Annotated in this window: 24 protein-coding genes; 10 read left to right on the forward strand and 14 right to left on the reverse strand. The window is 70.8% G+C overall.

The window, feature by feature from the left end; translation table 11 throughout:
* Positions 1-39 precede the first annotated feature (39 nt).
* From CCR87_RS10795 to CCR87_RS10810, 4 genes are all read right to left on the reverse strand, one after another.
* Positions 40-636: an exopolysaccharide biosynthesis protein gene (locus CCR87_RS10795; protein WP_201157536.1), complete on the reverse strand. Its 597-nt coding sequence runs from the start codon at positions 634-636 to the stop codon at positions 40-42.
* Positions 633-2,414, reverse strand: a complete 1,782-nt coding sequence (locus CCR87_RS10800; RefSeq protein ID WP_201157537.1) for a sensor histidine kinase — start codon at positions 2,412-2,414, stop codon at positions 633-635. Before CCR87_RS10800 ends, CCR87_RS10795 begins: the two co-directional genes overlap by 4 nt.
* Positions 2,415-2,499: 85 nt before the next feature.
* Positions 2,500-3,066, reverse strand: a complete 567-nt coding sequence (locus tag CCR87_RS10805; protein WP_201157538.1) for an RNA polymerase sigma factor — start codon at positions 3,064-3,066, stop codon at positions 2,500-2,502.
* On the reverse strand, positions 3,063-3,248 hold the full coding sequence (locus CCR87_RS10810) for a NepR family anti-sigma factor (RefSeq protein ID WP_201157539.1): 186 nt from the start codon (positions 3,246-3,248) through the stop codon (positions 3,063-3,065). Before CCR87_RS10810 ends, CCR87_RS10805 begins: the two co-directional genes overlap by 4 nt.
* 143 nt (positions 3,249-3,391) lie before the next feature.
* Here CCR87_RS10810 and CCR87_RS10815 point away from each other — a divergent pair, with 143 nt between their 5' ends.
* Positions 3,392-4,225, forward strand: a complete 834-nt coding sequence (locus CCR87_RS10815) for a response regulator (RefSeq protein ID WP_201157540.1) — start codon at positions 3,392-3,394, stop codon at positions 4,223-4,225.
* 33 nt (positions 4,226-4,258) lie between these two features.
* Here CCR87_RS10815 and fzlA read toward each other — a convergent pair whose 3' ends face one another.
* Entirely contained in the window at positions 4,259-4,933 is a 675-nt protein-coding gene (gene fzlA / locus CCR87_RS10820; RefSeq protein ID WP_338048913.1) for an FtsZ-binding protein FzlA, read from the reverse strand.
* Positions 4,934-5,015: 82 nt separating this feature from the next.
* The gene (gene mtgA / locus CCR87_RS10825; RefSeq protein WP_201157542.1) at positions 5,016-5,750 is read right to left on the reverse strand and encodes a monofunctional biosynthetic peptidoglycan transglycosylase; all 735 of its coding nucleotides are present in this window, start codon (positions 5,748-5,750) and stop codon (positions 5,016-5,018) included.
* A 123-nt stretch (positions 5,751-5,873) separates the two neighbouring features.
* On the opposite strand from mtgA, the gene CCR87_RS10830 reads away from it, so the two are divergent.
* Positions 5,874-6,329 (forward strand): universal stress protein, encoded by a 456-nt coding sequence (locus CCR87_RS10830; RefSeq protein WP_201157543.1) that lies wholly within the window; start codon positions 5,874-5,876, stop codon positions 6,327-6,329.
* A gap of 34 nt (positions 6,330-6,363) precedes the next feature.
* Here the strand turns inward: CCR87_RS10830 and CCR87_RS10835 are convergent, their stop codons facing one another.
* The 8 genes from CCR87_RS10835 to CCR87_RS10870 form a co-directional block, all read right to left on the reverse strand.
* Entirely contained in the window at positions 6,364-7,128 is a 765-nt protein-coding gene (locus CCR87_RS10835) for an SH3 domain-containing protein (protein WP_201157544.1), read from the reverse strand.
* A 121-nt stretch (positions 7,129-7,249) separates the two neighbouring features.
* On the reverse strand, positions 7,250-8,509 hold the full coding sequence (locus CCR87_RS10840) for a TRAP transporter large permease (RefSeq protein WP_201157545.1): 1,260 nt from the start codon (positions 8,507-8,509) through the stop codon (positions 7,250-7,252).
* On the reverse strand, positions 8,506-9,069 hold the full coding sequence (locus CCR87_RS10845; RefSeq protein WP_201157546.1) for a TRAP transporter small permease: 564 nt from the start codon (positions 9,067-9,069) through the stop codon (positions 8,506-8,508). The genes CCR87_RS10840 and CCR87_RS10845 overlap by 4 nt, the downstream gene beginning before the upstream one ends.
* 21 nt (positions 9,070-9,090) lie before the next feature.
* Positions 9,091-10,068: a TRAP transporter substrate-binding protein gene (locus CCR87_RS10850; protein ID WP_201157547.1), complete on the reverse strand. Its 978-nt coding sequence runs from the start codon at positions 10,066-10,068 to the stop codon at positions 9,091-9,093.
* Between the two features lie 123 nt (positions 10,069-10,191).
* Positions 10,192-10,686 carry a DUF2948 family protein gene (locus tag CCR87_RS10855; RefSeq protein ID WP_201157548.1) on the reverse strand — a complete coding sequence of 165 codons (495 nt, stop codon included), beginning with the start codon at positions 10,684-10,686 and terminating at the stop codon, positions 10,192-10,194.
* Positions 10,683-11,948, reverse strand: a complete 1,266-nt coding sequence (gene murA, locus CCR87_RS10860; protein ID WP_201157549.1) for a UDP-N-acetylglucosamine 1-carboxyvinyltransferase — start codon at positions 11,946-11,948, stop codon at positions 10,683-10,685. The genes CCR87_RS10855 and murA overlap by 4 nt, the downstream gene beginning before the upstream one ends.
* 6 nt (positions 11,949-11,954) lie before the next feature.
* Positions 11,955-12,155, reverse strand: a complete 201-nt coding sequence (locus CCR87_RS10865) for a hypothetical protein (RefSeq protein ID WP_201157559.1) — start codon at positions 12,153-12,155, stop codon at positions 11,955-11,957.
* Positions 12,156-12,263: 108 nt separating this feature from the next.
* Positions 12,264-13,025 (reverse strand): DeoR/GlpR family DNA-binding transcription regulator, encoded by a 762-nt coding sequence (locus CCR87_RS10870; protein WP_201157550.1) that lies wholly within the window; start codon positions 13,023-13,025, stop codon positions 12,264-12,266.
* Between the two features lie 333 nt (positions 13,026-13,358).
* Between CCR87_RS10870 and glpD the strand changes: the two genes are divergently transcribed.
* The 8 genes from glpD to CCR87_RS10910 all read left to right on the forward strand — a co-directional run.
* On the forward strand, positions 13,359-14,960 hold the full coding sequence (gene glpD / locus CCR87_RS10875; RefSeq protein ID WP_338048914.1) for a glycerol-3-phosphate dehydrogenase: 1,602 nt from the start codon (positions 13,359-13,361) through the stop codon (positions 14,958-14,960).
* Between the two features lie 18 nt (positions 14,961-14,978).
* A complete protein-coding gene (locus tag CCR87_RS10880; RefSeq protein ID WP_201157552.1) occupies positions 14,979-16,067 on the forward strand; it encodes an ABC transporter ATP-binding protein in 1,089 nt (362 codons plus the stop codon).
* A gap of 40 nt (positions 16,068-16,107) precedes the next feature.
* Positions 16,108-17,199 carry an ABC transporter ATP-binding protein gene (locus CCR87_RS10885; protein WP_201157553.1) on the forward strand — a complete coding sequence of 364 codons (1,092 nt, stop codon included), beginning with the start codon at positions 16,108-16,110 and terminating at the stop codon, positions 17,197-17,199.
* Entirely contained in the window at positions 17,199-18,071 is an 873-nt protein-coding gene (locus CCR87_RS10890; RefSeq protein WP_201157554.1) for a carbohydrate ABC transporter permease, read from the forward strand. Before CCR87_RS10885 ends, CCR87_RS10890 begins: the two co-directional genes overlap by 1 nt.
* The gene (locus CCR87_RS10895) at positions 18,071-18,922 is read left to right on the forward strand and encodes a carbohydrate ABC transporter permease (protein WP_201157555.1); all 852 of its coding nucleotides are present in this window, start codon (positions 18,071-18,073) and stop codon (positions 18,920-18,922) included. The genes CCR87_RS10890 and CCR87_RS10895 overlap by 1 nt, the downstream gene beginning before the upstream one ends.
* Positions 18,923-18,942: 20 nt before the next feature.
* Positions 18,943-19,215 (forward strand): DUF2160 domain-containing protein, encoded by a 273-nt coding sequence (locus tag CCR87_RS10900; RefSeq protein WP_201157557.1) that lies wholly within the window; start codon positions 18,943-18,945, stop codon positions 19,213-19,215.
* 99 nt (positions 19,216-19,314) lie between these two features.
* On the forward strand, positions 19,315-21,030 hold the full coding sequence (locus tag CCR87_RS10905; RefSeq protein ID WP_201157556.1) for an ABC transporter substrate-binding protein: 1,716 nt from the start codon (positions 19,315-19,317) through the stop codon (positions 21,028-21,030).
* Positions 21,031-21,224: 194 nt separating this feature from the next.
* On the forward strand, positions 21,225-22,057 hold an 833-nt coding region (locus CCR87_RS10910; protein ID WP_207186620.1), incomplete at its 3' end, for an iron-containing alcohol dehydrogenase.

A 22,057-nucleotide genomic window follows, 5' to 3' on the forward strand; every position in this document is an offset into this window, starting at 1 on the left:
CGTCGGCACCCCCTCAGCACCCCCCGCAAGGCCAGCCCGTCAGCCCAGCAGGCTGCGCACGAACAGCACCGCCAGCAGGACGATGCTGTAGCCCAGCAGTACCATCACCCCGTCGCGCAGCATCAGCCCCACCGCAAAGCAGGCGATGGCCAGCGCCGCGATGCTGACGGCAAAGGGCAGAAGCTCCATCGCGGGCATGGTCAGCGTGATCGCCAGACAGGTCAGCAGCACCGTCAGGCCACCTGCCCGCCCCGTCAGCACCAGAAGCCGCGGCCGCAGCAGCGGCGAGACGACCCCCACCGGCCGACGCAGGAAGTCCACCGCCTGCCGCAACCGGTGCCCCGGCACGCTTGCGCGCGTCAGCACCCCCGGCAGCCACAGCGACTCGCGCCCGGCCACCATCTGCGCCACGATCAGTCCGATCAGCAGCGCCGACACCGTGGGCGTGCCCGGAATGCCCGACAGCGGCGAGACGATCAGCAGCGCCACCAGCACCAGCACCGGCGCGAACGAGCGCACGCCCAGCCGCGCCACTACCTCGCCCACGCTGACCCGGCCGCCGTCGGGCAACTCGCCCAGCCGGTCGAGGATCTGCATCAGGTCGGGCGGATCGGATGTTGCGTTGCTGTCGGTCACGCGACCTCCTCGGGGCGGCGGGGGGACGGGGCGGGCAGGGACGCGGCATCGGCGACGGGGAACACCACCCGCAGCGACCAGAACGGCGCGGCGCCCGCGTCGGCAACCTTGCCCTGGTCCAGCCGCGCGTCAAGCTGCTGGGCGAACGCCTCGATCAGCTCGGCGCCCAGATGGGTGCCGCCGGCGGGCGCCTCCATCCCCTCCAGCGGCGCCCCCAACGAGTTGCGCACGCTCAGCGTGACCTCACCGGACTCGGGGCCGGTCAGGGCGATTTCCAGCCAGGCCGGGCCGGTGTCGGGCCGACCGGTGTATTTCAGCGCATTCGTCACCGCCTCGGTCAGCAGCAGCGACAGGGGCACCAGCCGGTCGGGGCCCAGCGTGACCGGATCGAACTGCGTGCGCACCGCGATGCGGCTGCCCGGCGCGGCGCCCACGGTCAGCAGCTGGCGCACGATCTCGTCCACCAGCCGGTCCGCGCGCACCGCCGCCAGCCGCTCGGACTGGTACAGGCTGCGATGGATCGTCGCCAGCCCCAGCACCCGGTCCTGCACACTGTGCAGGACGCGCCGCGCGGCGGGGTCACGGACCTGGCGCACCTGAAGGTTCAGGATCGAAGCGATGAGCTGCAGGTTGTTCTTCACCCGATGGTGAACCTCCTTCAGAAGCACCGTCTTTTCGGCCAGCGACGCCTCCAGCTCGGCCTCGTCGCGCGCCAGGATGCGCGCAAGCTTGTTGAAGGTGGCCGACAGCTCGCGCAGCTCCGACGGCGCGTCGGACAGAACGGGCGGCGGCGCGCCCCGGTCGCCCAGCGCAAAGCGCCGCATCTGCCGGTTCAGCCGCCGGATATGGCGCACCACCAGCCGATAGACCGCGAAATATGCCACGCCCAGGCTGACGACCCACATCAGGATCGGAAACACCAGCGCCGCGATCCCCACATTGGCCGAACCCACCGCCCCCGCGCCCGCAGGCCACACCCCCAGCGCATAGAGCATCCCCGGCATCAGCGGCACCACCGCATAGGTCGCGCGTTCCCCCCCCGCCGCGGCGGCGGTGAACACCCGCGTGCCGTCGTCGATCAGCGCCGACATGGAGCGCCCCTGCGGCAGCGCCTCGGTCGGGGCGCCGCCATCGCTGAGAACCTCGCCCAGGCGGTTGACCAGAAGGGTGTGGGCCGGGCCGTCGCCCTCGCGGCCGGCGCCCATGCGGCCCATCAGCGCCACCGCGTCCAGCCCGATCGAGACGGTCATGAACCCCTGCAACGCCGCACCGTCCCGGATCGGCAGCGCCACCACCAGCACCGGGCGGCCGCTGACCGCGCCGCTGTCGGTGGCCGCGATCATCGCCACGGGCCGCTCGGACATCGCCAGAAACGCCGGGTCGGCCGAGAAGTCGCGCGCGGCTCCGCTGGAAACACAGCGCATCTGCCCGTCCAGCTCGATCACCCCGGCGGCGGCGAACACGCCCGACCGCCGCACGAAATCGGCCAGCAGCGCACCGCAGGCGGCGGGATCACCGATCCGCTCCAGCGCGGGCGCGGCCATGGTGGTGGCCGAGGCAAGGGTGCTCTCGATCAGCGCGCGTTGGCCGGCGACGGCCTCGGCGGTCAGGCCCACCAGCGCCTGGTCGGCGCTGGCGCGCGCATCGCGCACGGTCCGCGCGGCGGTGTCCACCGCGATCGCGCCCAGCGGCAGCAGCGCCACCGACAGCAGGATCACCAGCCGCACCGCCAGCCGGTCGCGCAGCCGCGGTCCGAGGTGGGGGCCCGCACCGATCATCGCGCACCGACCCGGCGGCGGGCGCCCGCGACGCCACAGGCGACGCGCCCTGCCGTGCCCGGCCCCGCCATCGCGCGACGGGTCCTCATGCGCCGACCGGGCGCTGCGCCGACATCACCGCGCGCGTGGCCCCCTCCGTCATGTCCATGCAGGCGTCGCCCTCCAGCTGCATCATCGCAACCAGCGCCCGCCGGGCGCGGTTCGCGCGGCTCTTGATGGTGCCGGGCGCGCAGCCGCAGGTCTCGGCGGCCTCGTCCATGGAAAAGCCCAGCGCGCCGACCAGCACCAGCGCCTCGCGCTGCTCGGACGGCAAGCGTGCAAAGGCCGCGGCGAAATCCGCCAGCGCCAGCCGACCGTCGTGGTCGGGCTTGGTGGCCAGCCGCGCGGCCATCGCACCGTCGGCATCGGCGACCTCGCGCACCGCGCGGCGCCGCTGGGAATAGAACTCGTTGCGCAGGATCGTGAACAGCCACGCCCGCAGGTTGGTCCCGGGGCGGTACTGATCGAAGCGGCTCCAGGCCCTGAGCACGGCCTCCTGCACCAGGTCATCGGCGCGCACCGGATCGCCCGCCAGGCTGCGGGCAAAACCGCGCAGCGCCGGCAGATGCTCCAGCAGCGCGGTGCGCGGATCATCGCCGGTGGCGGGCGTCATGGTGCGCCGTCGCGGTCGCGCAGGCGGGCCACGAGCGCCTGCAGATGCTCGGGCAGCGCCTCCTCGGCGGAGCGGCGGTACAGGCGGCGCAGGTTCTCGTCGATCTGGCGGCGCAGCTCGGGCGACACCTCACGCTCGGATCGGGGGGCGGAGGCGCGTTTGCTGTGGTCGGTGTGCGACATCGTGCTAAGGTCCGGTCTGTAGAGGCGCGCGCCGGCGCCGTACGGCGAATGTGGAACCAGCATAGCGGCATCCGGTCCGTGCTGGAACCAAACGCGCGCGGCCGGCGTTCAGTTCCGAGATGGATCGCAAAAAGTGAGAGTCCATGACCGAATCGCACAACTCCGCATCGGAGACCGCAAGTCGCATCGCGGCTGAGCTGCCGTACCTGCGCCGCTATGCCCGGGCATTGACCGGCAGCCAGACCAGCGGCGACCGCTATGCCGCCGCCACGCTGGAGGCGATCCTGAGCGATCCCGGCGTGTTCGACGCCGACGACGGGTCGGCCAAGGTTGCGCTGTTCCGCGCCTTTCACCTGGTGTGGCGCACCACCGGCGCCCCCACCGCGGAACCCGACGCGATGGAGTCCACCGACGGGCTGGAGGAGCGCGCGCAGTTCCACCTTGCGGCGCTGACGCCCAACACCCGCGAGGCGCTGCTGCTGCGCTCCATCGAGGAATTCCGCCACGACGAAATCGCGCGCATCATGGACATCGGCCAGGACGAGGCCGAGGAGCTGATCGCCATCGCCTTCCGCGAGATGGAGGCCAGCATGGTGGGCCGCGTGATGATCATCGAGGATGAGCCGCTGATCGCCATGGACCTGCGCTCCATCGTCGGGGACATGGGCCACACCGTCACCGGCATCGCGCGCACCCGCGACCAGGCGGTGGCGCTGGGCCGGTCGGACCGGCCCGACCTGATTCTGGCCGACATCCAGCTGGCCGACAATTCATCCGGCATCGACGCGGTCGCCGACCTGACGGCCGAGCTTGGCGATGTGCCGGTGATCTTCATCACCGCCTTCCCTGATCGCCTCCTGACCGGCGAGAAGCCCGAGCCCGCGTTCCTGATCACCAAGCCCTTCAGCGTGGAGCAGGTCCGCTCGGCCGTCAGCCAGGCGATGTTCTTCTCCTCGACCGAGACGCTGTCGGCGTGACGGTCGGGCCGCCCCCCGCAGCGGGGGCGGCCGTCAGAAATCCAGATCGGCGTAATGCGCGGGCGGCGGAAAGCCCGGAACCTGGTCGGCCAGGATCGGGCGGAAGGCCGGGCGCGACTTGATCTTGGCGTACCAGTCCTTGACCGTCGGCCAGCGCGGCCAGTCCACGTCCGAGATGTAGTCGAGGCACGACAGATGCGCCGCGGCCGTGAAATCGGCCAGCGACATCACGTCGCCGGCCACCCAGGCGCGCTGCTCCAGCAACCACGACAGGTAATCCATGTGGTAGCGGATCGCCTGCGCGCCCGCCTTGACGTTGCGCGAATCCGGATAGCCCTCGCCCATCACCTTCTTGTTGACCCGTTCATAGACCAGACGGGCGGTGACTTCGGCGTGGAACTTGTCGTCGAACCAGGCGCACAGGCGGCGCACCTCGTGGCGCGGCAGCGCGCCCGAAGGCATCAGCGGCGGCGTGGGCACGGTTTCATCGAGATATTCGCAGATCGCCTGGCTTTCGCTCAGCACGCGCCCCTCGTAGCGCATCACCGGCACCTTGCCGGCCGGGTTGCGGCGCAGGAAGTCCGGGCCGCGCTCCCAGTAGCGCTCCTCGATCAGCTCCACCTCGATACGCTTTTCGGCCAGCGTCAGGCGGACCTTGCGGCAAAACGGCGACAGCGGCACATGATAGAGGCGGGGTGTGGCATTCACGCGGGGGCTCCTTTCGGACTGGGCCCTTTCCTTGCCGCGCCTCAGGGCCGATTTCAATGTCCCGTGACCACCCCGGCGGGCATCAGCCGCCGAAGCACGCGGCACGGCCGTCGCGCGCGATGGTGGCCGCGCCATCGGCGATGGCGCCCGCGCGACGCTGCACGAAGGCCGAGGGGCGCGCGGCGTCGCGCCCGCGCGGATCGGGCAGGATGGCCGCCAGCCGCGACGCCTGCGCCAGCGACAGATCGGCAGCGGAGACGTTGAAGTAATGGCGGGCGGCGGCCTCCACCCCGAACACGCCCGCGTCGAACTCGGCGACGTTGAGGTACACCTCCAGGATCCGGCGCTTGGACCAGGTCGCCTCCATCACCGGGGTCAGCACCGCCTCCATCGCCTTGCGCAGCCAGCTGCGCGCCGGCCACAGGAACACGTTCTTGACCGTCTGCTGGCTGATGGTGGAGGCCCCGCGCCGCCCGCCCGCATCCATCGCCCGGCGGATCTCGGCCATGTCGAAGCCCCAGTGCAGGCAGAAATTCGCATCCTCGGCGGCCACGGCGGCGCGCGCCATGTGGGGGCTGATCCGCTCCATCGGGACCCAGTCGCGGGTGATCGCGCCCAGCCGCAGCCGCTCGTTGACCATGTGGATGCCGGGCGGCGGATTGACCTGGCCGAACAGCGCCACAAGCGCCGCCAGCAGGACCAGCGCCACCATCGTCCAGCGCACCAGCCGGCGCAACAGCGCGGCGGGCCGCAGGCGGGGTGCCGGTCCGGTGCCTCTGGCGCCGGGCGTTCGGGTGGTCTTGCGGGTGCGGGCCATGGCGGCGACATAGGCACGGGCCGCGCGCCCCGGTCAACCCGGCGCCGCGCACCATGCGGCGTGAAGCGCGCTTGCCAGCCGGGGCGCGGCGCGTCCATGATGGCCCCGCAGGGAGGAGGCGCGATGCGCAAGTTTCTGGTCGTTCTGGACGACAGCCGCGAATGCCTCAACGCGATCCGGTTCGCCGCGCTGCGCGCTGCGGCCACGGGCGGCGGCGTGACCGTGCTGGCGGTGATCCCCCCCGAGGAATTCCAGCACTGGATCGGCGTCGGCGAGGTGATGCGCGCCGAAGCCCGCGAGCGCGTGGAGGCGCATTACGAGGTCTTTGCCCGCTGGATGCGCAGCCGCCAGGGCGTGTCGCCCGAACTGGTGGTGCGCGAGGGCGAGGCGGTGGAGGAGATCCTGGGCCTGATCCGCGACGACCCCGAAATCGCCGTGCTGGTCCTTGGCGCGGGCACCGAGGCAGGCGGCCCGGGCCCGCTGGTCACGCAGCTCAGCCGCGCATCCGGCAGCCTGCCGGTGCCGGTGACGATCGTGCCCGGCGATCTGCCCCGCGACCGGCTGGAACAGATCGCCTGAGCGGGCGGCCCGCCGGGCCGGGCGCCGCCCAGCTTCAGACCGCGGTCAGGTAGCTGGACCACACCCAGCCGACATAGCCCGCGGGCGTGCGCACCTGCCACCAGTCGCCGACGACGGCCAGCCGCTCCACCCGGGTGCCCTCGGGCAGGGCGCCGGCACGCTCACCGTCCGGGGCGCGGCGGAAGTTCAGCCGCGACGGCGCCACCCCGGACACCCTGAATCGCGGCAGCTTCAACGCGGGGTCCGACGGCAGATCCTCCACCGTGCCGGACATCCCGTCCAGGCGGGCCGCGACCGCACGGCGCAGCTTGTCGCCCACCGCCTGCGCGCCCTGGCAATCGGGATCAAAGGGCAGCCGGGTGATGTCCCACTTGTTGCGCTGGGGGATATTCAGGTTCGGCCCGACCTCGGCGTGGGTGAGGATGGTGCGCGGGGTCACGGGGATGGCATAGCGGTGGGCGAGCTGCGCGATGGCGGCGATGGCGGCCTGCCACTGCGCCTCGGTCAGCGGATCGGGCCCGGCGTCAAAGGGACTTTCACGCGCGCGGAACATGCAGCACAACGCGACCCCGATGGCGCCGGTGTTGGCGTTCAGCGTGTGCGCGGCCGGACGCAGCCCCGAGCCCGGCGCATTCGCCTCGATCGAGGTGTTGCCGCGCCGCAGGCTGCCGTCGCCGCAGACCAGGATGTGATAGGCGCGCTGGTCGGTGGCGTTGGGGGCATGACGCCCGGCGGTCCAGTGCACATGGATGCGCCGCATCGCGGCCCGGGGCATCCAGTCGGCGGGGACGCCGGTCATCGCAGCGCCCCTGTCGCGGCATCGGCGTGGCGGTCATGGAGCATGCTGTGCACTCCTTCAAGCCTGACGAAAGACAGTCTAGCACGGTTTTCGGGGGCTGCGAACGCCCTTTGTCACCCGGTCAGAGGAACGCGAGGCTCAACCACGGCACCAGCGCCAGCACCACCAGCGCCACGATGGCCACCGCAAAGAACGGCAGCGTCACGCGGAACAGCCGCAGCGCGCCCACCTCGCTGACCGAGGCGGCGACATGCAGCCCGATCCCCACCGGCGGCGACAACAGCCCCAGGATCAGCGTGACCGACACGACAACGCCAAAGTGCAGCGGGTGGATACCATAGACCCCGGTGGCGATGGGCAGCAGGATCGGCACCACCATGATCAGTCCCGGAATGCCGTCGATCACCGTGCCGACCACCAGCAGCACCACGAGCACCAGAAGCAGGAACCCCACCGGCGTGGTGGCGACGGACTGGATCCACACCGCGACCGTCTGCGGCACCTCGCCGAAGATCAGAACCCAGGAAAACACCCCCGCCGCCGCCACCAGAAACAGCACCAGCGCCGTGTTCAGCCCGGTGCGCAGCAGGATCGCCGGCAGGTCGCGCAGGGCCAGCGTGCGGGTGTGGAAGAACCCGATCCCCGCGGCGCAGACCGCCCCCACCGCCGCCGCCTCGGTCGGCGAGCCGTAGCCGCCCAGGATCGTGCCGATGATCACCGCCGGGATCAGCAGCATCGGCACCGCCGCGCGCACCGCCAACAGCCGGTCGCGCCAGCCCAGCTTTGCGCCGCGCGGCAGCCCCCGCCACCGCCCCAGCGCCGCGACCGTGCCCATGAACAGCCCCGTCAGCAGCAGCCCCGGCAGGATGCCCGCCAGCAGCATGTCGCGCACCGCCACCTGCGCCAGCACCGCATAGACCACGAACACGATCGACGGCGGGATGATCGGCCCCAGCAGCCCGCCATAGGCCGTCAGCCCCGCGGCAAAGGCACGATCATAGCCCGCGCGCTCCATCTCGGGCACCATGACCTGGCTCATCATCGCGATCTGCGCCGTGGCCGAGCCGAGGATCGAGGCCACCATCATGTTCGCCAGCAGGTTGATGTACGCAAGTCCCCCCCGCAGCGCGCCCACGAACGCCGCCGCCAGCCGCACCAGCCGCACGGTGATGCCCGCGCCGTTCATCAGCTCCCCCACCAGGATGAACAGCGGGATCGCCAGCAGCCCGAAATTGTCCAGCGCCCCGAACATCTGCGGCGCAAAGCTGTCCAGCAGCAGCGGATTGCCCGAGGCCAAGATGAAAACCAGCGCCGCCCAGCACAGCACCAGCGCGATGGGCACGCCCAGCGCCAGCAGCACGACAAGGACCAGCGCCGTCATCGGCCCACGTCCCCGTCGGGCGCGGCCAGCCCCAGATCCTCGGCCAGGTTGGCCAGGGCGTGCACCGTCAGCGACAGCGCGAACCACGGCATCACCAGGAACACCCAGACCTTGGGCAGGCGCATTACCGGCGTCGTCTCGGTATAGACGAAGTTGAAGGTGGCGGCCTCGAACACGGCGATGTCAAAGCCCGCCGCCACCAGCGCCAGCGGGTCGAGCCAGCGCCAGCACAGCCACGCCAGCACCCCGCCGAACGCCACCACCACCACCGAGACCAGCGCCCGCAGCCCGCGCGCCACCCCCTCGGGCACCAGCTGGTGCAACAGCGCCACCGCCGGCGCCGTGCGCATCCGCAGCATCAGCGAGGCCCCTACGAACCCCGCCAGCGTCATGCACAGGATCGCCGCCTCGTCGGCCCAGGCCAGCGTCCGGCCCGTGGCGCGCAGGCCCACATTGACCAGAACCAGCCCCGCCACGGCGGCGATCAGCGCCATCAGCGCCACACGCTCGATACGCACAAGGCCCCGCGACAGGGCGGGCAGAAACCAAAGGGCGCGCATTCCGGCCTCCGGGCGCGGGGATCAGAACTCCGCCACCAGCGCGCGCAGGCGGGCGACATAGGGCGTGCGGCCGGACCACTCCGCGTCCCAGCGCGCGACGATGTCGCCAAAGAACTCCGGCCCGACGCCTTCGGTGATGACGATGCCGGGGGCCGCGCGCAGGCGCTCCAGCTTGCCGGCCTCCTCCTCGACGAAACGGTCGATGGTGCGGTCGCAATGCGCCTGCGTCGCCTCGGCGATCAGGGCGCGGTCGTCCTCGGACAACTGGGCCCAGACGCGGGCGGACACCACCGCGACCATGCCGAACATGTGGTGGTTGGTCTCCAGCAGATGCGGCGCGTGGTCATGGTAGCGGAAGTTGATGATGGATTCGTAGTCCATGTCCAGCCCGTCGATCTGGCCGTTGGCCAGCGCGTCATAGATCGCCGGAAGCGCCATCGGCGCGGGCGCGGCGCCGAACATCTCGAAGAAGGTGCTGATGGGGGGCGCGGGGGTGATGCGGATCCGCTTGCCCGACAGATCGGCGGCCGATGCGATGGGGCTGCGGGTCAGCATCTGGCGCATGCCGGTCAGGGCATAGCACAGCCCCACCGTGCCGGTGGCGCGCGGCAGCGCCTCGAGGATCTCGCGCGCGGGGTCCGAGCGCAGGACGCGGGCCGCATCGGCGATGTTGTCCACCAGGAACGGTGCGTGCAGCGCGGCCATGTCGGGCACGCGGAAGGTGAACTCCGCCGTGGTCAGCCAGGCCATGTCCAGCGCCCCGGTCTGGAGCTGCTGGAGCATCGCCGCCTCGTTGCCCAGCTGCCCCGACGGAAAGGCGGTGATCGACAACCGCCCGTCCGACGCCTCGGCCAGGGTGTCCGACAGCGCCGCGACCTCCTGGTTCCAGACATGGACCGGGGGGGTGATCAGGCCCAGCCGGAACGCGCGCTCCTGCGCGGCGGCGGCGGTGGACAGCAGCGCCAGAGCCGCCGCCGCCAGGATGGGTTTCCAGATCATCGCGTCCCTCCAGTGGCGGGGCGGTCGCCGCCGCACCATGTGCCCGGCCATCGTGCCCCGGCATTTCCGCGCCGACGATAGCCCCCCTGCCCGGCGACGCAAGCGCCGTGCGGGGTGGCGCGCTCATCCGTCGCCGGTGTCGGGGGCGTCGGGATGCACCGGTGCCCGCCCCGATGGCGCGGCATAGGGCCGGGTCACATCCGTCAGCGTGACCTCGATGCACTCCACCTCCAGATGCACCGCGCCGTCGCCCGACAGCGTCAGGCCAAGCCGCCCCCCGCCGTCCACGCCGGGGGTGAACGTCAGCGCCAGCAACGACAGAACGGTGTCGGCATCGCCGGGGACGAATCCCTCGGTCGCGGCGCGCAGCACGTCATGAACCACCAGCAGCGCCTGGACCCGCTCGGCCCGGCGCGCGCCGTTCTCCCAGCGGAAACGGTTGAGCAGCACAGCCATGCGCCGCCCGCGCCGGATCAGCCGCATCTCGGAGGCGGGGAAGACCGCGTCCTGCACCAGCGCCGAGATCACGCGCAGGTCGCCTTCGTCCTGTGCCCGCAGGCGCAGCGGTGCCTCGGCGCCATCGGCATAGCGGGCGTCGTCGACGGGGGGCGGGGTCATTCGCGGATCCGTTCGATTTCGGCGCCACAGGCGCTCAGCTTCGCCTCCAGCCGCTCGTAGCCGCGGTCGAGGTGATAGACCCGGCGCACCAGCGTCTCGCCCTCGGCCGCCAGCGCGGCCAGGATCAGCGACACCGAGGCGCGCAGGTCGGTGGCCATCACCGGCGCGCCGCGCAGCCGCTCGACCCCGGTGACGGTGGCGGTGCCGCCGTGCACCTCGATCCGGGCGCCCATGCGCGCAAGTTCCGGCGCGTGCATGAAGCGGTTCTCGAAGATCCGCTCCTCCAGGTGGCTGGTGCCATGGGCGGTGGCCAGCAGCGCCATCATCTGCGCCTGAAGGTCGGTGGGAAAGCCGGGAAAGGGGGCGGTCTCCACGTCCACCGCGCGCACCCGGTCGCCGGTGCGGCGCACCGACAGGCCCGTGTCGGTCTCGCGCACCTCCACCCCGGCCTGTTCCAGCTTGGCGGCGAAGGCCGAGACCAGCTCCAGCCGGCCGCCCAGACACTCCACCTCGCCGCCCGCGATGGCCGGCGCCAGCATGTAGGTGCCCAGCTCGATCCGGTCGGGGACCACGCGGTGGGTGGCGCCGTGCAGGGCGTCCACGCCCTCGATGGTGATCTCGGAGGTGCCCTCGCCGTCGATCCGCGCGCCCATGGCCCGCAGGCAGCGCGCGAGGTCCACGATCTCGGGCTCGCGCGCGGCGTTGCGGATCACGGTGGTGCCGCGCGCCAGCGTCGCGGCCATCAGCGCGTTTTCCGTGGCGCCGACCGAGACGACGGGAAAGTCGATCACCGCCCCGCGCAGGCCCCTGGGCGCGCGGGCGTGCAGGTAGCCGTCGCGCAGCTCCATCTCGGCGCCCAGCCGCTCCATCGCCATCTGGTGCAGGTCGACGGGGCGCGCGCCGATGGCGCAGCCGCCGGGCAGGCTGACCTCGGCGTGGCCCAGCCGCGCCAGCAGCGGGCCCAGCACCAGCACCGAGGCGCGCATCTTGCGCACGATCTCGTAATCCGCGCGCGGCACCCCCGGCGCATGAGAGGCCAGCGCCAGCACGCGGCCGTCCTGAAGCGAGGCCACCTCGGCGCCCAGCGATTCGAGCAGCGTGGCCATGGTGCGGATATCCGACAGCCGCGGCGCATTGGTCAGCGTCAGCGGCTCGTCCGTCAGCAGCGTGGCCGGCATCAGCGCGAGGCACGCGTTCTTGGCCCCCGCGATGGGGATCTGGCCGCTCAGCGCGGCGCCGCCGCGCACCCGTATCGCATCCATCGCCGGTCAGTCCTCTGTCGGTCGGGGCGCGGCGGGATCTGGCGGGGTGTCCGCCGGGGCTGCGCGCGCGCGCATCTGTGCCTTGCGCCGGGCGATATTGGCCTTGAGCGCGGATTTCAGGCGATCCTCGCGCACCGGCTCATCCCGGGCGTCGCGCCGGGGCGCGCGGACCGGTCCGGGGGTGGGGTCTGGGGTGTCCTGCGCCATGGGGGTGCATACCGCAGGGGGCGGCGGCGGTCCAGATCGCGCGCGGCCCCGGCGCGTCAGCCAGAGTCGCGCGCGGCTTCAGCGCGCCAGCCCGGACCGCGCGCGGCTTCAGCGCGCCAGTGCCACCTCGGTGCGCCAGCCGTCGCACCGCTCGGCCAGATCGGCCGGCAGGGCCCGGTCGGTGAACAGCGTGTCGACCTCCGACAGCGCGGCGATGCGCGCCGGGGCCATCCGCTTCAGCTTGGAATGGTCGGCCACCAGATACGCCTTGCGGGACTGGCGCAGCACGGCCTGGCTGACGCCGACCTCGTGGATGTCGAAATCCAGCAGATCGCCGTCCGGATCGATGGCCGAGCAGCCGATGATCGCCAGATCGAACTTGAACGCCCCGATGGTGTCGGCCGCGACCTTGCCCACCAGCCCGCCGTCGGCGCGCCGCAGGCTGCCCCCGGTCACGATGATCTCGCACTCCGGGTTGGCCATGAGGATGTTGGAGACATGGATGTTGTTGGTCACCACCAGCAGGTTGCGGTGGTGCAGAAGCTCGCGCGCGACGGCCTCGGTGGTGGTCCCGATGTTGAGGAAGATCGACACCGCGTCGGGCACCCGCGCCGCGCAGGCGCGCGCGATGGCGGCCTTGGCCTCGTGGTGCAGCGACCGGCGTTCCTCATAGGCGATGTTGGTGGTGCCCGACGGCAGGATGGCGCCGCCGTGGACCCGCTCCAGCCGACCCATCTCGGCCAGATCGCTGAGATCGCGGCGGATGGTCTGGAGGGTCACGCCGAAATGCTCGGCCAGACGCTCGACCGTGACCTTGCCCTCGCGCCGCGCGATCTCGAGGATTTCAGGATGGCGAAAGGTCTGCGTCATGCCGGATCATCTTTGCTGCGTGAAAGGCTGTCACGGCTGCGTGTCTTGCGCAAGCCATCGGCGCGCGACTGCGGCATTCGGCCCGCGCGGGTCCGCGCACAAGCGCGCATCGCCCCCGATCCCGTCGGCCGCCAGAGCGCCCGTGGGGGGGCCGTGCCGCCCCGAAATCCGGCTCCACGCGCCGCGCCGGCCGCGCGCCGACGCCCCCGGGCGCCCGTCAAAGGTTTGATATTGCTGATATCCTGCAAAAACGAAAACAAACGAAAACAAAACTCTTTCCATCAGCTTTCGAACCTGCCACAAAGTCGGCGTGCAACAAGGGAGGGGAGGCCCGTGGAGCGCAGCCCGGAACATGATTGCGTCGACCTGTTCGTCATCGGTGGCGGCATCAACGGCACCGGCATCGCACGGGATGCGGCCGGCCGGGGGCTGTCGGTCACGCTGGCCGAGATGGGCGATCTGGGCGGGGCGACCTCGTCGGCGTCCACCAAGCTGTTCCACGGCGGGCTGCGGTACCTGGAGTATTTCGAGGTCCGCCTCGTGCGCGAATCCCTGGCCGAGCGCGAGGTGCTGCTGCGCGCCATGCCGCACATCGCCTGGCCGATGCGGTTCGTGCTGCCGTGGCATCCCGACATGCGGTTCGAATCCACGACACCGGCGGCACGCCTGCTGGGCCGCGTGATGCCGTGGCTGCGCGGGCGGCGCCCGGCGTGGATGATCCGGCTGGGGCTGTTCATGTACGACACGCTGGGCGGGCGCACGATCCTGCCGGGCACCACCACCCTGCGGCTGCGCGGCACCGCCGAGGGCGCCCCGCTGCAGGACGCCTTCGAGACCGCGTTCGAGTACTCCGACTGCTGGGTGGAGGATTCGCGGCTGGTCGTGCTGAACGCCCGCGACGCCGAGGCGCGCGGCGCCGACATCCGCGTGCGCACCCGCGTCACCGCCGCCACCCGCCACGACGGGCTGTGGACCATCCACACCGAGGACACCGAGACCGGCGCCCGCCACACCCACCGCGCGCGCATCCTGGTGAACGCCGGCGGCCCCTGGGTGGCCGAGATCCTGCGCGGACGGCTGCGCATCAACGGCCCCGACGGCGTGCGGCTGGTGCGCGGCAGCCACATCGTCACGCGCCGGCTGTTCGACCACAACAAGTGCTATTTCCTGCAGGGCGCCGACGGGCGGATCATCTTCGCGATCCCGTACGAGGGCGACTTCACCCTGATCGGCACCACCGACGTCGAACATGCCGACCCCGACCAGCCCCCCGAATGCACCCAGGCCGAGCGCGACTATCTGCTGGCCTTTGCCAACCGCTACTTCCGGCGCCAGCTCACGGCGGATGACATCGTGCACACCTATTCCGGGGTGCGGCCGCTGCATGACGACGGGGCGTCCTCGGCCACGGCGGCGACGCGCGATTACACCATCACGCGCGACACCACCGGCGGCGCGCCGCTGCTGAGCGTGTTCGGCGGCAAGATCACCACCTATCGCCGGCTGGCCGAAAGCGTGATGGACGAGGTCGCGCGCCTGCGCCCCGGCCTGCCGGGGCGGTGGACGGCCGGAGTGCCGCTGCCGGGGGGCGATTTCGCGGTGGACGGGGTGGGCGCGCTGATCGACCGGCTGCGGGCCGATCACCCATTCCTGACGCAGGCCTGGGCGATGCGGCTGGTGCGGGCCTATGGCACCGATGCCTGGGCGGTGCTGGCGGGCGCGCGCGACGCTGCCGATCTGGGCCACGACTTCGGCGCCACCCTGACCGAACGCGAGGTCGCCTGGCTGATGCGCCACGAATACGCCCGCACCGCCGACGACGTGCTGTGGCGGCGCGGCAAGCTGGGCCTGCGGCTGGACGCACGCGCCGCACGCGGGCTGGGGGACTGGATGGCCGACCGGCGGCGCGGCGACGCCCGGACGGCGGCGGAATGACCAGACGGGAGGCGGCGCATGGCGCTTGAACTGATCGGCGTGTCCAAGCTGGTGGAGGGGCAGACCCACATCCACCCGACCGACCTGCGGCTGGAAAAGGGCACGATGAACGTGCTGCTGGGGCCGACGCTGTCGGGCAAGACCTCGCTGATGCGGCTGATGGCGGGGCTGGATGTGCCGGCCACCGGGAGCATCGTGTGGGACGGCACCGACGTCACCGGCCTGCGCGTGCAGAAGCGCGACATCGCGATGGTCTATCAGCAGTTCGTCAACTACCCCTCGATGAGCGTTTACGACAACATCGCCTCGCCCTTGCGGCTGATGCGGCTGGACCGGCGCGAGATCGACCGCCGCGTGCAGGAGGCGGCCGCCCTGATGAAGCTGACGCCGATGCTGGCGCGCCGCCCGCTTGAGCTGTCGGGCGGCCAGCAGCAGCGCTGCGCGCTGGCCCGCGCGCTGGTCAAGAACGCAGGGCTGGTGCTGCTGGACGAGCCTCTGGCGAACCTCGACTACAAGCTGCGCGAGGAGATGCGCTTCGAGATCCCGCGCATCTTCGAGGCCTCGGGGGCGATCTTCGTCTATGCCACCACCGAACCCGAGGAGGCGCTGCTGCTGGGCGGCAACACCGCCACCCTGTGGGAGGGGCGCATCACCCAGTTCGGCCCCACGCCCACGGTCTATCGCCAGCCGGTGGACGCGACCACCGCGCGGGTCTTTTCCGACCCGCCGATGAACTTCCTGTCGATCGAGAAACGCGGCGGCCGGCTGATCTTCGGCAAGGGCGCCAATGCGCCCGCGACGGGGCGGCTGGGGGCGCTGCCGGACGGGCGGTACCTGGCGGGGTTCCGGCCCAACCACCTGGAGATCGGCCGCCATTCCGCCGACGCGGTGGAGTTCCACGCAACCCTTGTCGTGACCGAGCTGACGGGGTCCGAGACCTTCGTGCACCTCGATCACCACGGCGACCGCTGGGTCGGGCTGATCCACGGCGTGCACGAGCTGACGCTGGGGCGCGGGATCAACGTCTATCTGGACCCCGCGCATGTCTACATCTTCGACCATGACGGGCGCCTGGTGGCGCCTGCCGCCTATGCGCTGGCGGCCTGAGCGGGGATGAGCGCGCGCGGGCGACATTGAGGAGGACGAGATGGCCGGAATCACACTCGACAACCTTGCGCATTCCTATGTCGCGCAGCCGCGCGGGCCCGAGGACTACGCGCTCCAGGAGCTTAACCACGAGTGGGAGGACGGCGCGGCCTATGCGCTGCTCGGGGCCTCGGGGTGCGGGAAATCCACGCTTCTCAACATCATCTCGGGGCTGTTGCAGCCCAGCCGGGGGCGCATCCTGTTCGACGGACGCGACGTCACCCACCTGCCCACCGCCGAGCGCAACATCGCCCAAGTGTTCCAGTTCCCGGTCGTCTACGACACCATGACCGTGCGCGACAACCTGGCGTTCCCGCTGCGCAACCGCGGCCACGACGAGGCCCATGTCGCCGCCCGCGTGCAGGAGGTCGCCCGCATGATCGGCATGCAGGACATGCTGGGCCGCAAGGCGCGCGGGCTGACGGCGGATGCCAAGCAGAAGATCTCCCTCGGGCGCGGGATGGTGCGCCAGGACGTCAACGCGCTGCTGTTCGATGAACCCCTGACGGTGATCGACCCGCACATGAAGTGGGAGCTGCGCACGCAGCTGAAGAAGCTGCACCACGATTTCGGCCACACCATGATCTACGTCACCCACGACCAGACCGAGGCGCTGACCTTCGCCGACAAGGTCGTGGTGATGCACGAGGGCCGCGTGGTCCAGATCGGCACCCCGCAGGAGCTGTTCGAGACCCCCGCCCACACCTTTGTCGGCTATTTCATCGGCTCGCCCGGCATGAACCTGCTGCCCGCCGAGATCACGGGCGATCGCGCCGTCGTCGGCGGCATGCCGGTGCCCCTGGGCCACGCCTATGGCCCGGTGGCCGGGCGCGTCGCCATCGGCATCCGCCCCGAATTCTCGCGGCTGAGCGACGAGGGCGGACTGCCTGTCATCGTGCGCCGGATCGAGGACGTGGGCCGCCACAAGATCATCCGCGCCGATCTGCTGGGCCACGACATCAGCATGATCGCCAACGAGGACGAGGTCATCGGCCCCGACATGACCCGCGTCGTCTTCGATCCCGCCCACATCAATGTCTATGCCGATGACTGGCGCGTGGCGCCGCGCGCCCACAACGGAAAGGCCGCCTGATGGAAAAGACCCCAAACCAGAAAGCCTGGTTCCTCGTGCTGCCGGTGCTGATCCTTGTGGCGTTCTCGGCGGTGGTACCGCTGATGACGGTGGTGAACTACGCCGTGCAGGACAGCTTCGGCAACAACGTCTTCTTCTGGGAGGGGCTGGGCTGGTTCGAGCAGGTCCTGACCTCGGACCGGGTGCATGCGGCGCTGGGCCGGCAGCTGGCGTTTTCCGCCATCATCCTGGCGATCCAGATCCCGCTGGGGGTCGCCATCGCACTGTGCATGCCCAAGCGCGGGGTGTGGGCGTCGGTGTGCCTGGTGCTGATGGCGCTGCCACTGCTGATCCCGTGGAACGTGGTCGGCACGATCTGGCAGATCCTGGGGCGCACCGACATCGGGCTGGTGGGCCACACGCTCGCGGGTCTCGGCATCGACTGGAACTATGCGCGCAACCCGGTGCACGCCTGGATCACGGTGGTGGTGATGGACGTGTGGCACTGGACCTCGCTGGTGGCACTGCTGGCCTATGCGGGCCTGCAATCCATCCCCCAGGCGTATTACCAGGCCGCCCGCATCGACCAGGCCAGCCGCTGGAAGGTGTTTCGCTACATCGAGCTGCCGAAGATGCAGGGCGTGCTGCTGATCGCGATCCTTCTGCGGTTCATGGACAGCTTCATGATCTACACCGAGCCCTTCGTGGTCACCGGCGGCGGCCCCGGCAGCGCCACGTCGTTCCTGTCCATCGACCTTGTGCGCATGGCGCTGGGGCAGTTCGACCTTGGACCGGCGGCCGCGTTCTCGATCATGTATTTCCTGGTGATCCTGCTGGTGTCCTGGGTGTTCTACACCGTGATGACCAACCTCGACCGGGCGGAGGGCAAGTGATGGCGAGCACGACCGAAACCCTGGCGGCGCCCGCCGCCCGCACCCTGCCGCGCATCCGCACCCGACATGTGGTGATGGTGCTCTACCTCGCGTTCATGCTCATCCCGATCTACTGGCTGATCAAGATGAGCCTGCAGACCAACCGCGAGATCCTCGGCGCCTTCACGCTGTGGCCGCAGAACCCGACGCTGGACAACTACCGGGTGATCCTGACGGACCGGTCCTGGTACATGGGCTATGTGAACTCCATCACCTATGTAGTGATGAACACGGTGCTGTCGCTGGCGGTGGCGCTGCCGGCGGCCTATGCCTTCAGCCGGTACCGGTTCCTGGGCGACAAGCACCTGTTCTTCTGGCTGCTGACCAACCGCATGGCGCCGCCAGCGGTCTTCGCGCTGCCGTTCTTCCAGCTCTATTCCTCGGTGGGGCTCTTCGACACGCATATCGCGGTGGCGCTGGCGCACACGCTGTTCAACGTGCCGCTGGCGGTGTGGATCCTGGAGGGCTTCATGCGCGGCGTGCCCAAGGAGATCGACGAGACCGCCTACATCGACGGCTACTCCTTTCCGCGCTTCTTCGTGAAGATCTTCATGCCGCTGATCGCGTCGGGCATCGGGGTGGCCGCGTTCTTCTGCTTCATGTTCAGCTGGGTGGAGCTGCTGCTGTCGCGCACGCTGACGGCGGTGAACGCGCAGCCCATCGCCTCGATCATGACGCGGACGGTGTCGGCCTCGGGGCTGGACTGGGGGGTGCTGTGCGCGGCCGGTGTGCTGACGATCATCCCCGGCGCGCTCGTGATCTATTTCGTGCGCAACTACATCGCCAAGGGCTTTGCCCTGGGCCGGGTCTGAGGGGGGATACGCCCATGAACCTGCAATGGATGGCCTGGACGACGCCCACCGCGATCTTCTTTCTGGTGATCGCGGGCCTGCTGGTCGTCTTCACGGTGCTGGGGGTCCGGTATCCCGAAACGCCGCGCCGGGGGATCCTGCGCATCGACACCACGCGCGGGGACCGGCTGTTCATCACGCTGCTGGGGTCGGCGTTCATCAACGCGGGCTGGCTGGCGCTGAGCGGCCTGCCGCAATGGTGGGCGCTGGGGATTTGCGCGCTCTGGGCCGCGGCGGTGTTCCGCTGGGTCTGAGGGGGCGCGAATGACCGCGTGTCGGGCACGAGGACGGTCCCACCGGACCGGCCCGCCGCGCGGGGACTGAGACCGGTTCAATCCAAGGGAGGAACTCGCATGAACCGACTGCTTTGCACATCCACCGCGCTGGCCATGGCGCTCACGGTCACGGGGGGCACCGCCGCCTGGGCCGACATGGACGCCGCGCGCGCGTTCCTGGACGAGCATATCGGCGACATGTCCGCGCTCACCCGCGAGGAACAGGAGGCCGAGCTCGAGTGGTTCATCGGCGCCGCCGAGCCGTTCCAGGGCATGACCATCAACGTGGTCTCGGAGACCCTGACCACCCATGAATGGGAAGCCCGCGTGCTGGCGCCCGCCTTCAGCGCGATGACCGGCATCAACGTCACCCACACGCTGATCTCCGAGGGCGACGTGGTCGAGCGTCTGCAAACCCAGATGCAGACCGGCGAAAACGTCTTCGACATGTACATCAACGACGCCGACCTGATCGGCACCCACTGGCGCTACCAGCAGGTGCGCAACCTGACCGACTGGATGGCGGGCGAGGGCGCCTCCGTCACCAATCCGGGCCTCGACCTCGACGACTTCATCGGGCTGTCCATGGCCACCGGGCCCGACGACAAGCTCTATCAGCTGCCCGTGCAGCAGTTCGCCAACCTCTACTGGTTCCGCCACGACTGGTTCACCGACCCCGAGATCATGGCCGAGTTCCAGGAGGAATACGGCTACGAGCTGGGCGTCCCGGTGAACTGGGCCGCCTACGAGGACATCGCCGCCTTCTTCACCGGCCGCGAGATCGACGGCCAGACCGTCTATGGCCACATGGACTATGGCCGGCGCGACCCCAGCCTCGGCTGGCGCTTCACCGATGCCTGGCTGTCGATGGCCGGGGCGTCCGACCTGGGCCTGCCCAATGGCGTGCCGGTGGACGAATGGGGCATCCGCGTGGACGAGAATTTCCGCCCGGTCGGGTCGTGCATGGCGCGCGGCGGGGCCACCAACAGCCCCGCGGCGGTCTATTCGATCGAGAAGTACGTCGACTGGCTGAACAACTATGCCCCGGCCACCGCGGCCGGCATGAACTTCTCGGAATCCGGGCCGGTGCCGGCGCAGGGCAACATCGCCCAGCAGATCTTCTGGTACACCGCCTTTACCGCCGACATGGTCGCCGACGGCCTGCCGGTGGTGAACGAGGACGGCACGCCGCGCTGGCGCATGGCCCCCTCGCCGCACGGCGCCTACTGGCAGGAGGGCATGAAGGTCGGCTACCAGGACGTGGGTTCGGCCACGCTGATGCAGTCGACCCCGGTGGACCGGGCACAGGCCGCGTGGCTCTATGCGCAGTTCATCGCGTCCAAGACGGTGGATGTGGCCAAGTCGCACTACGGGCTGACCTTCATCCGCGAATCCACCATCAACCACGACAGCTTCACCGAGCGCGCGCCGCGCCTGGGCGGGCTGGTGGAGTTCTACCGCTCGCCCGAGCGGGATCTGTGGACCGACACCGGCTTCAACGTGCCGGATTACCCGCGCCTGGCGCAGCTGTGGTGGCAGAACATCGGCGATGCCTCGTCGGGGGCGCGCACCGCACAGGAGGCGCTGGACGCGCTGTGCGCCCAGCAGGAAGAGGTGATGGCCCGGCTGGAGCGCGCCGGCGTGCAGGGAGAGTTCGGCCCGCGCCTGAACGAGACGATGGACGCGGAGCACTGGATGGCCCAGCCCGGCGCCCCCTGGCCCGCGCTGGAGGACGAGCGCGGCGCGCCCATGACCGTCGCCTATGAGGAGCTGATCCGCCGCTGGACCGACTGATGCGGCCATGGGGCCGGTGATCCCGGCCCCGGCCTTCGACCCGGCGAAGCGGTGCGGGCACCGCTTCGCCGGTTTCCGTTCCGCCCATGCGCCGGTATCGACGCCCCCGCGCGCGCCACGCCGCCGCCCCACCGGCCGCCGGGGCGGCGCCAGAAGGAACGCCCCTCCGGAGGGGCGAGCACAGGGAAACCACCATGGACAGCTTCGCCACCCCGCCTGCGGCCGCGATCGCCGGGTTTGCGCTGGCGTTGCCCGCGCGGGTGATCTTCGGGCGCGGCTCGGCCGCCACGGCCGCCGAGGAGATCGCGCGATTCGGCGCCCGTGTGCTGATCGTGCGCAGCGCCTCGGTCGGGCGGGCCGACACGCTGGCCGAGGATCTGCGCGCCCGGGGCTGCACGGTGACGCAGGCTGTCGCGCGGGGCGAGCCGGGCCTGTCGGCGCTGGAGGCGCTGCTGGCCGCCCACCGCGCCGACCCGCCCGCGGCGGTGGTGGGCATCGGCGGCGGCTCGGCCATCGACCTGGCCAAGGCGGTGGCGGCGCTGCTGCCCGCGACCCGCCCGCCGCTGGCGCATCTGGAGGTGGTGGGCGAAGGCCGCCCGCTGGAGGCCGCCCCCCTGCCCTTTGTCGCACTGCCGACCACGTCGGGCACCGGCGCCGAGGTCACCCGCAACGCCGTCATCACGGTGGAGGCGCACGCCCGCAAGGTCTCGTTGCGCGACGCGCGGATGATCGCGGATCTGGTGATCGTCGATCCCGCCCTGACCGACAGCTGCCCGGCGGGGGTGACGCTGGCCTCCGGCCTCGACGCCATCACGCAGTTGATCGAGCCGTATCTGTCGCCGCGCGCCAACCCGTTCACCGACGCGCTGTGCCAGGGCGCCATCGCGCCCGCACTGGGCGCCCTGCACCGCCTGATGGAGGCCGAGGACCCCGCCGCCCGCGACCGGCTGGCCTATGCCAGCATGGCCAGCGGGATCGCGCTGGCCAACGCGGGGCTGGGCGCGGTGCATGGGCTGGCGGGGGTGGT

Source organism: Rhodobaculum claviforme, assembly GCF_016653255.1.
In the GTDB taxonomy this organism is placed as follows: Bacteria; Pseudomonadota; Alphaproteobacteria; order Rhodobacterales; family Rhodobacteraceae; genus Rhodobaculum; species Rhodobaculum claviforme.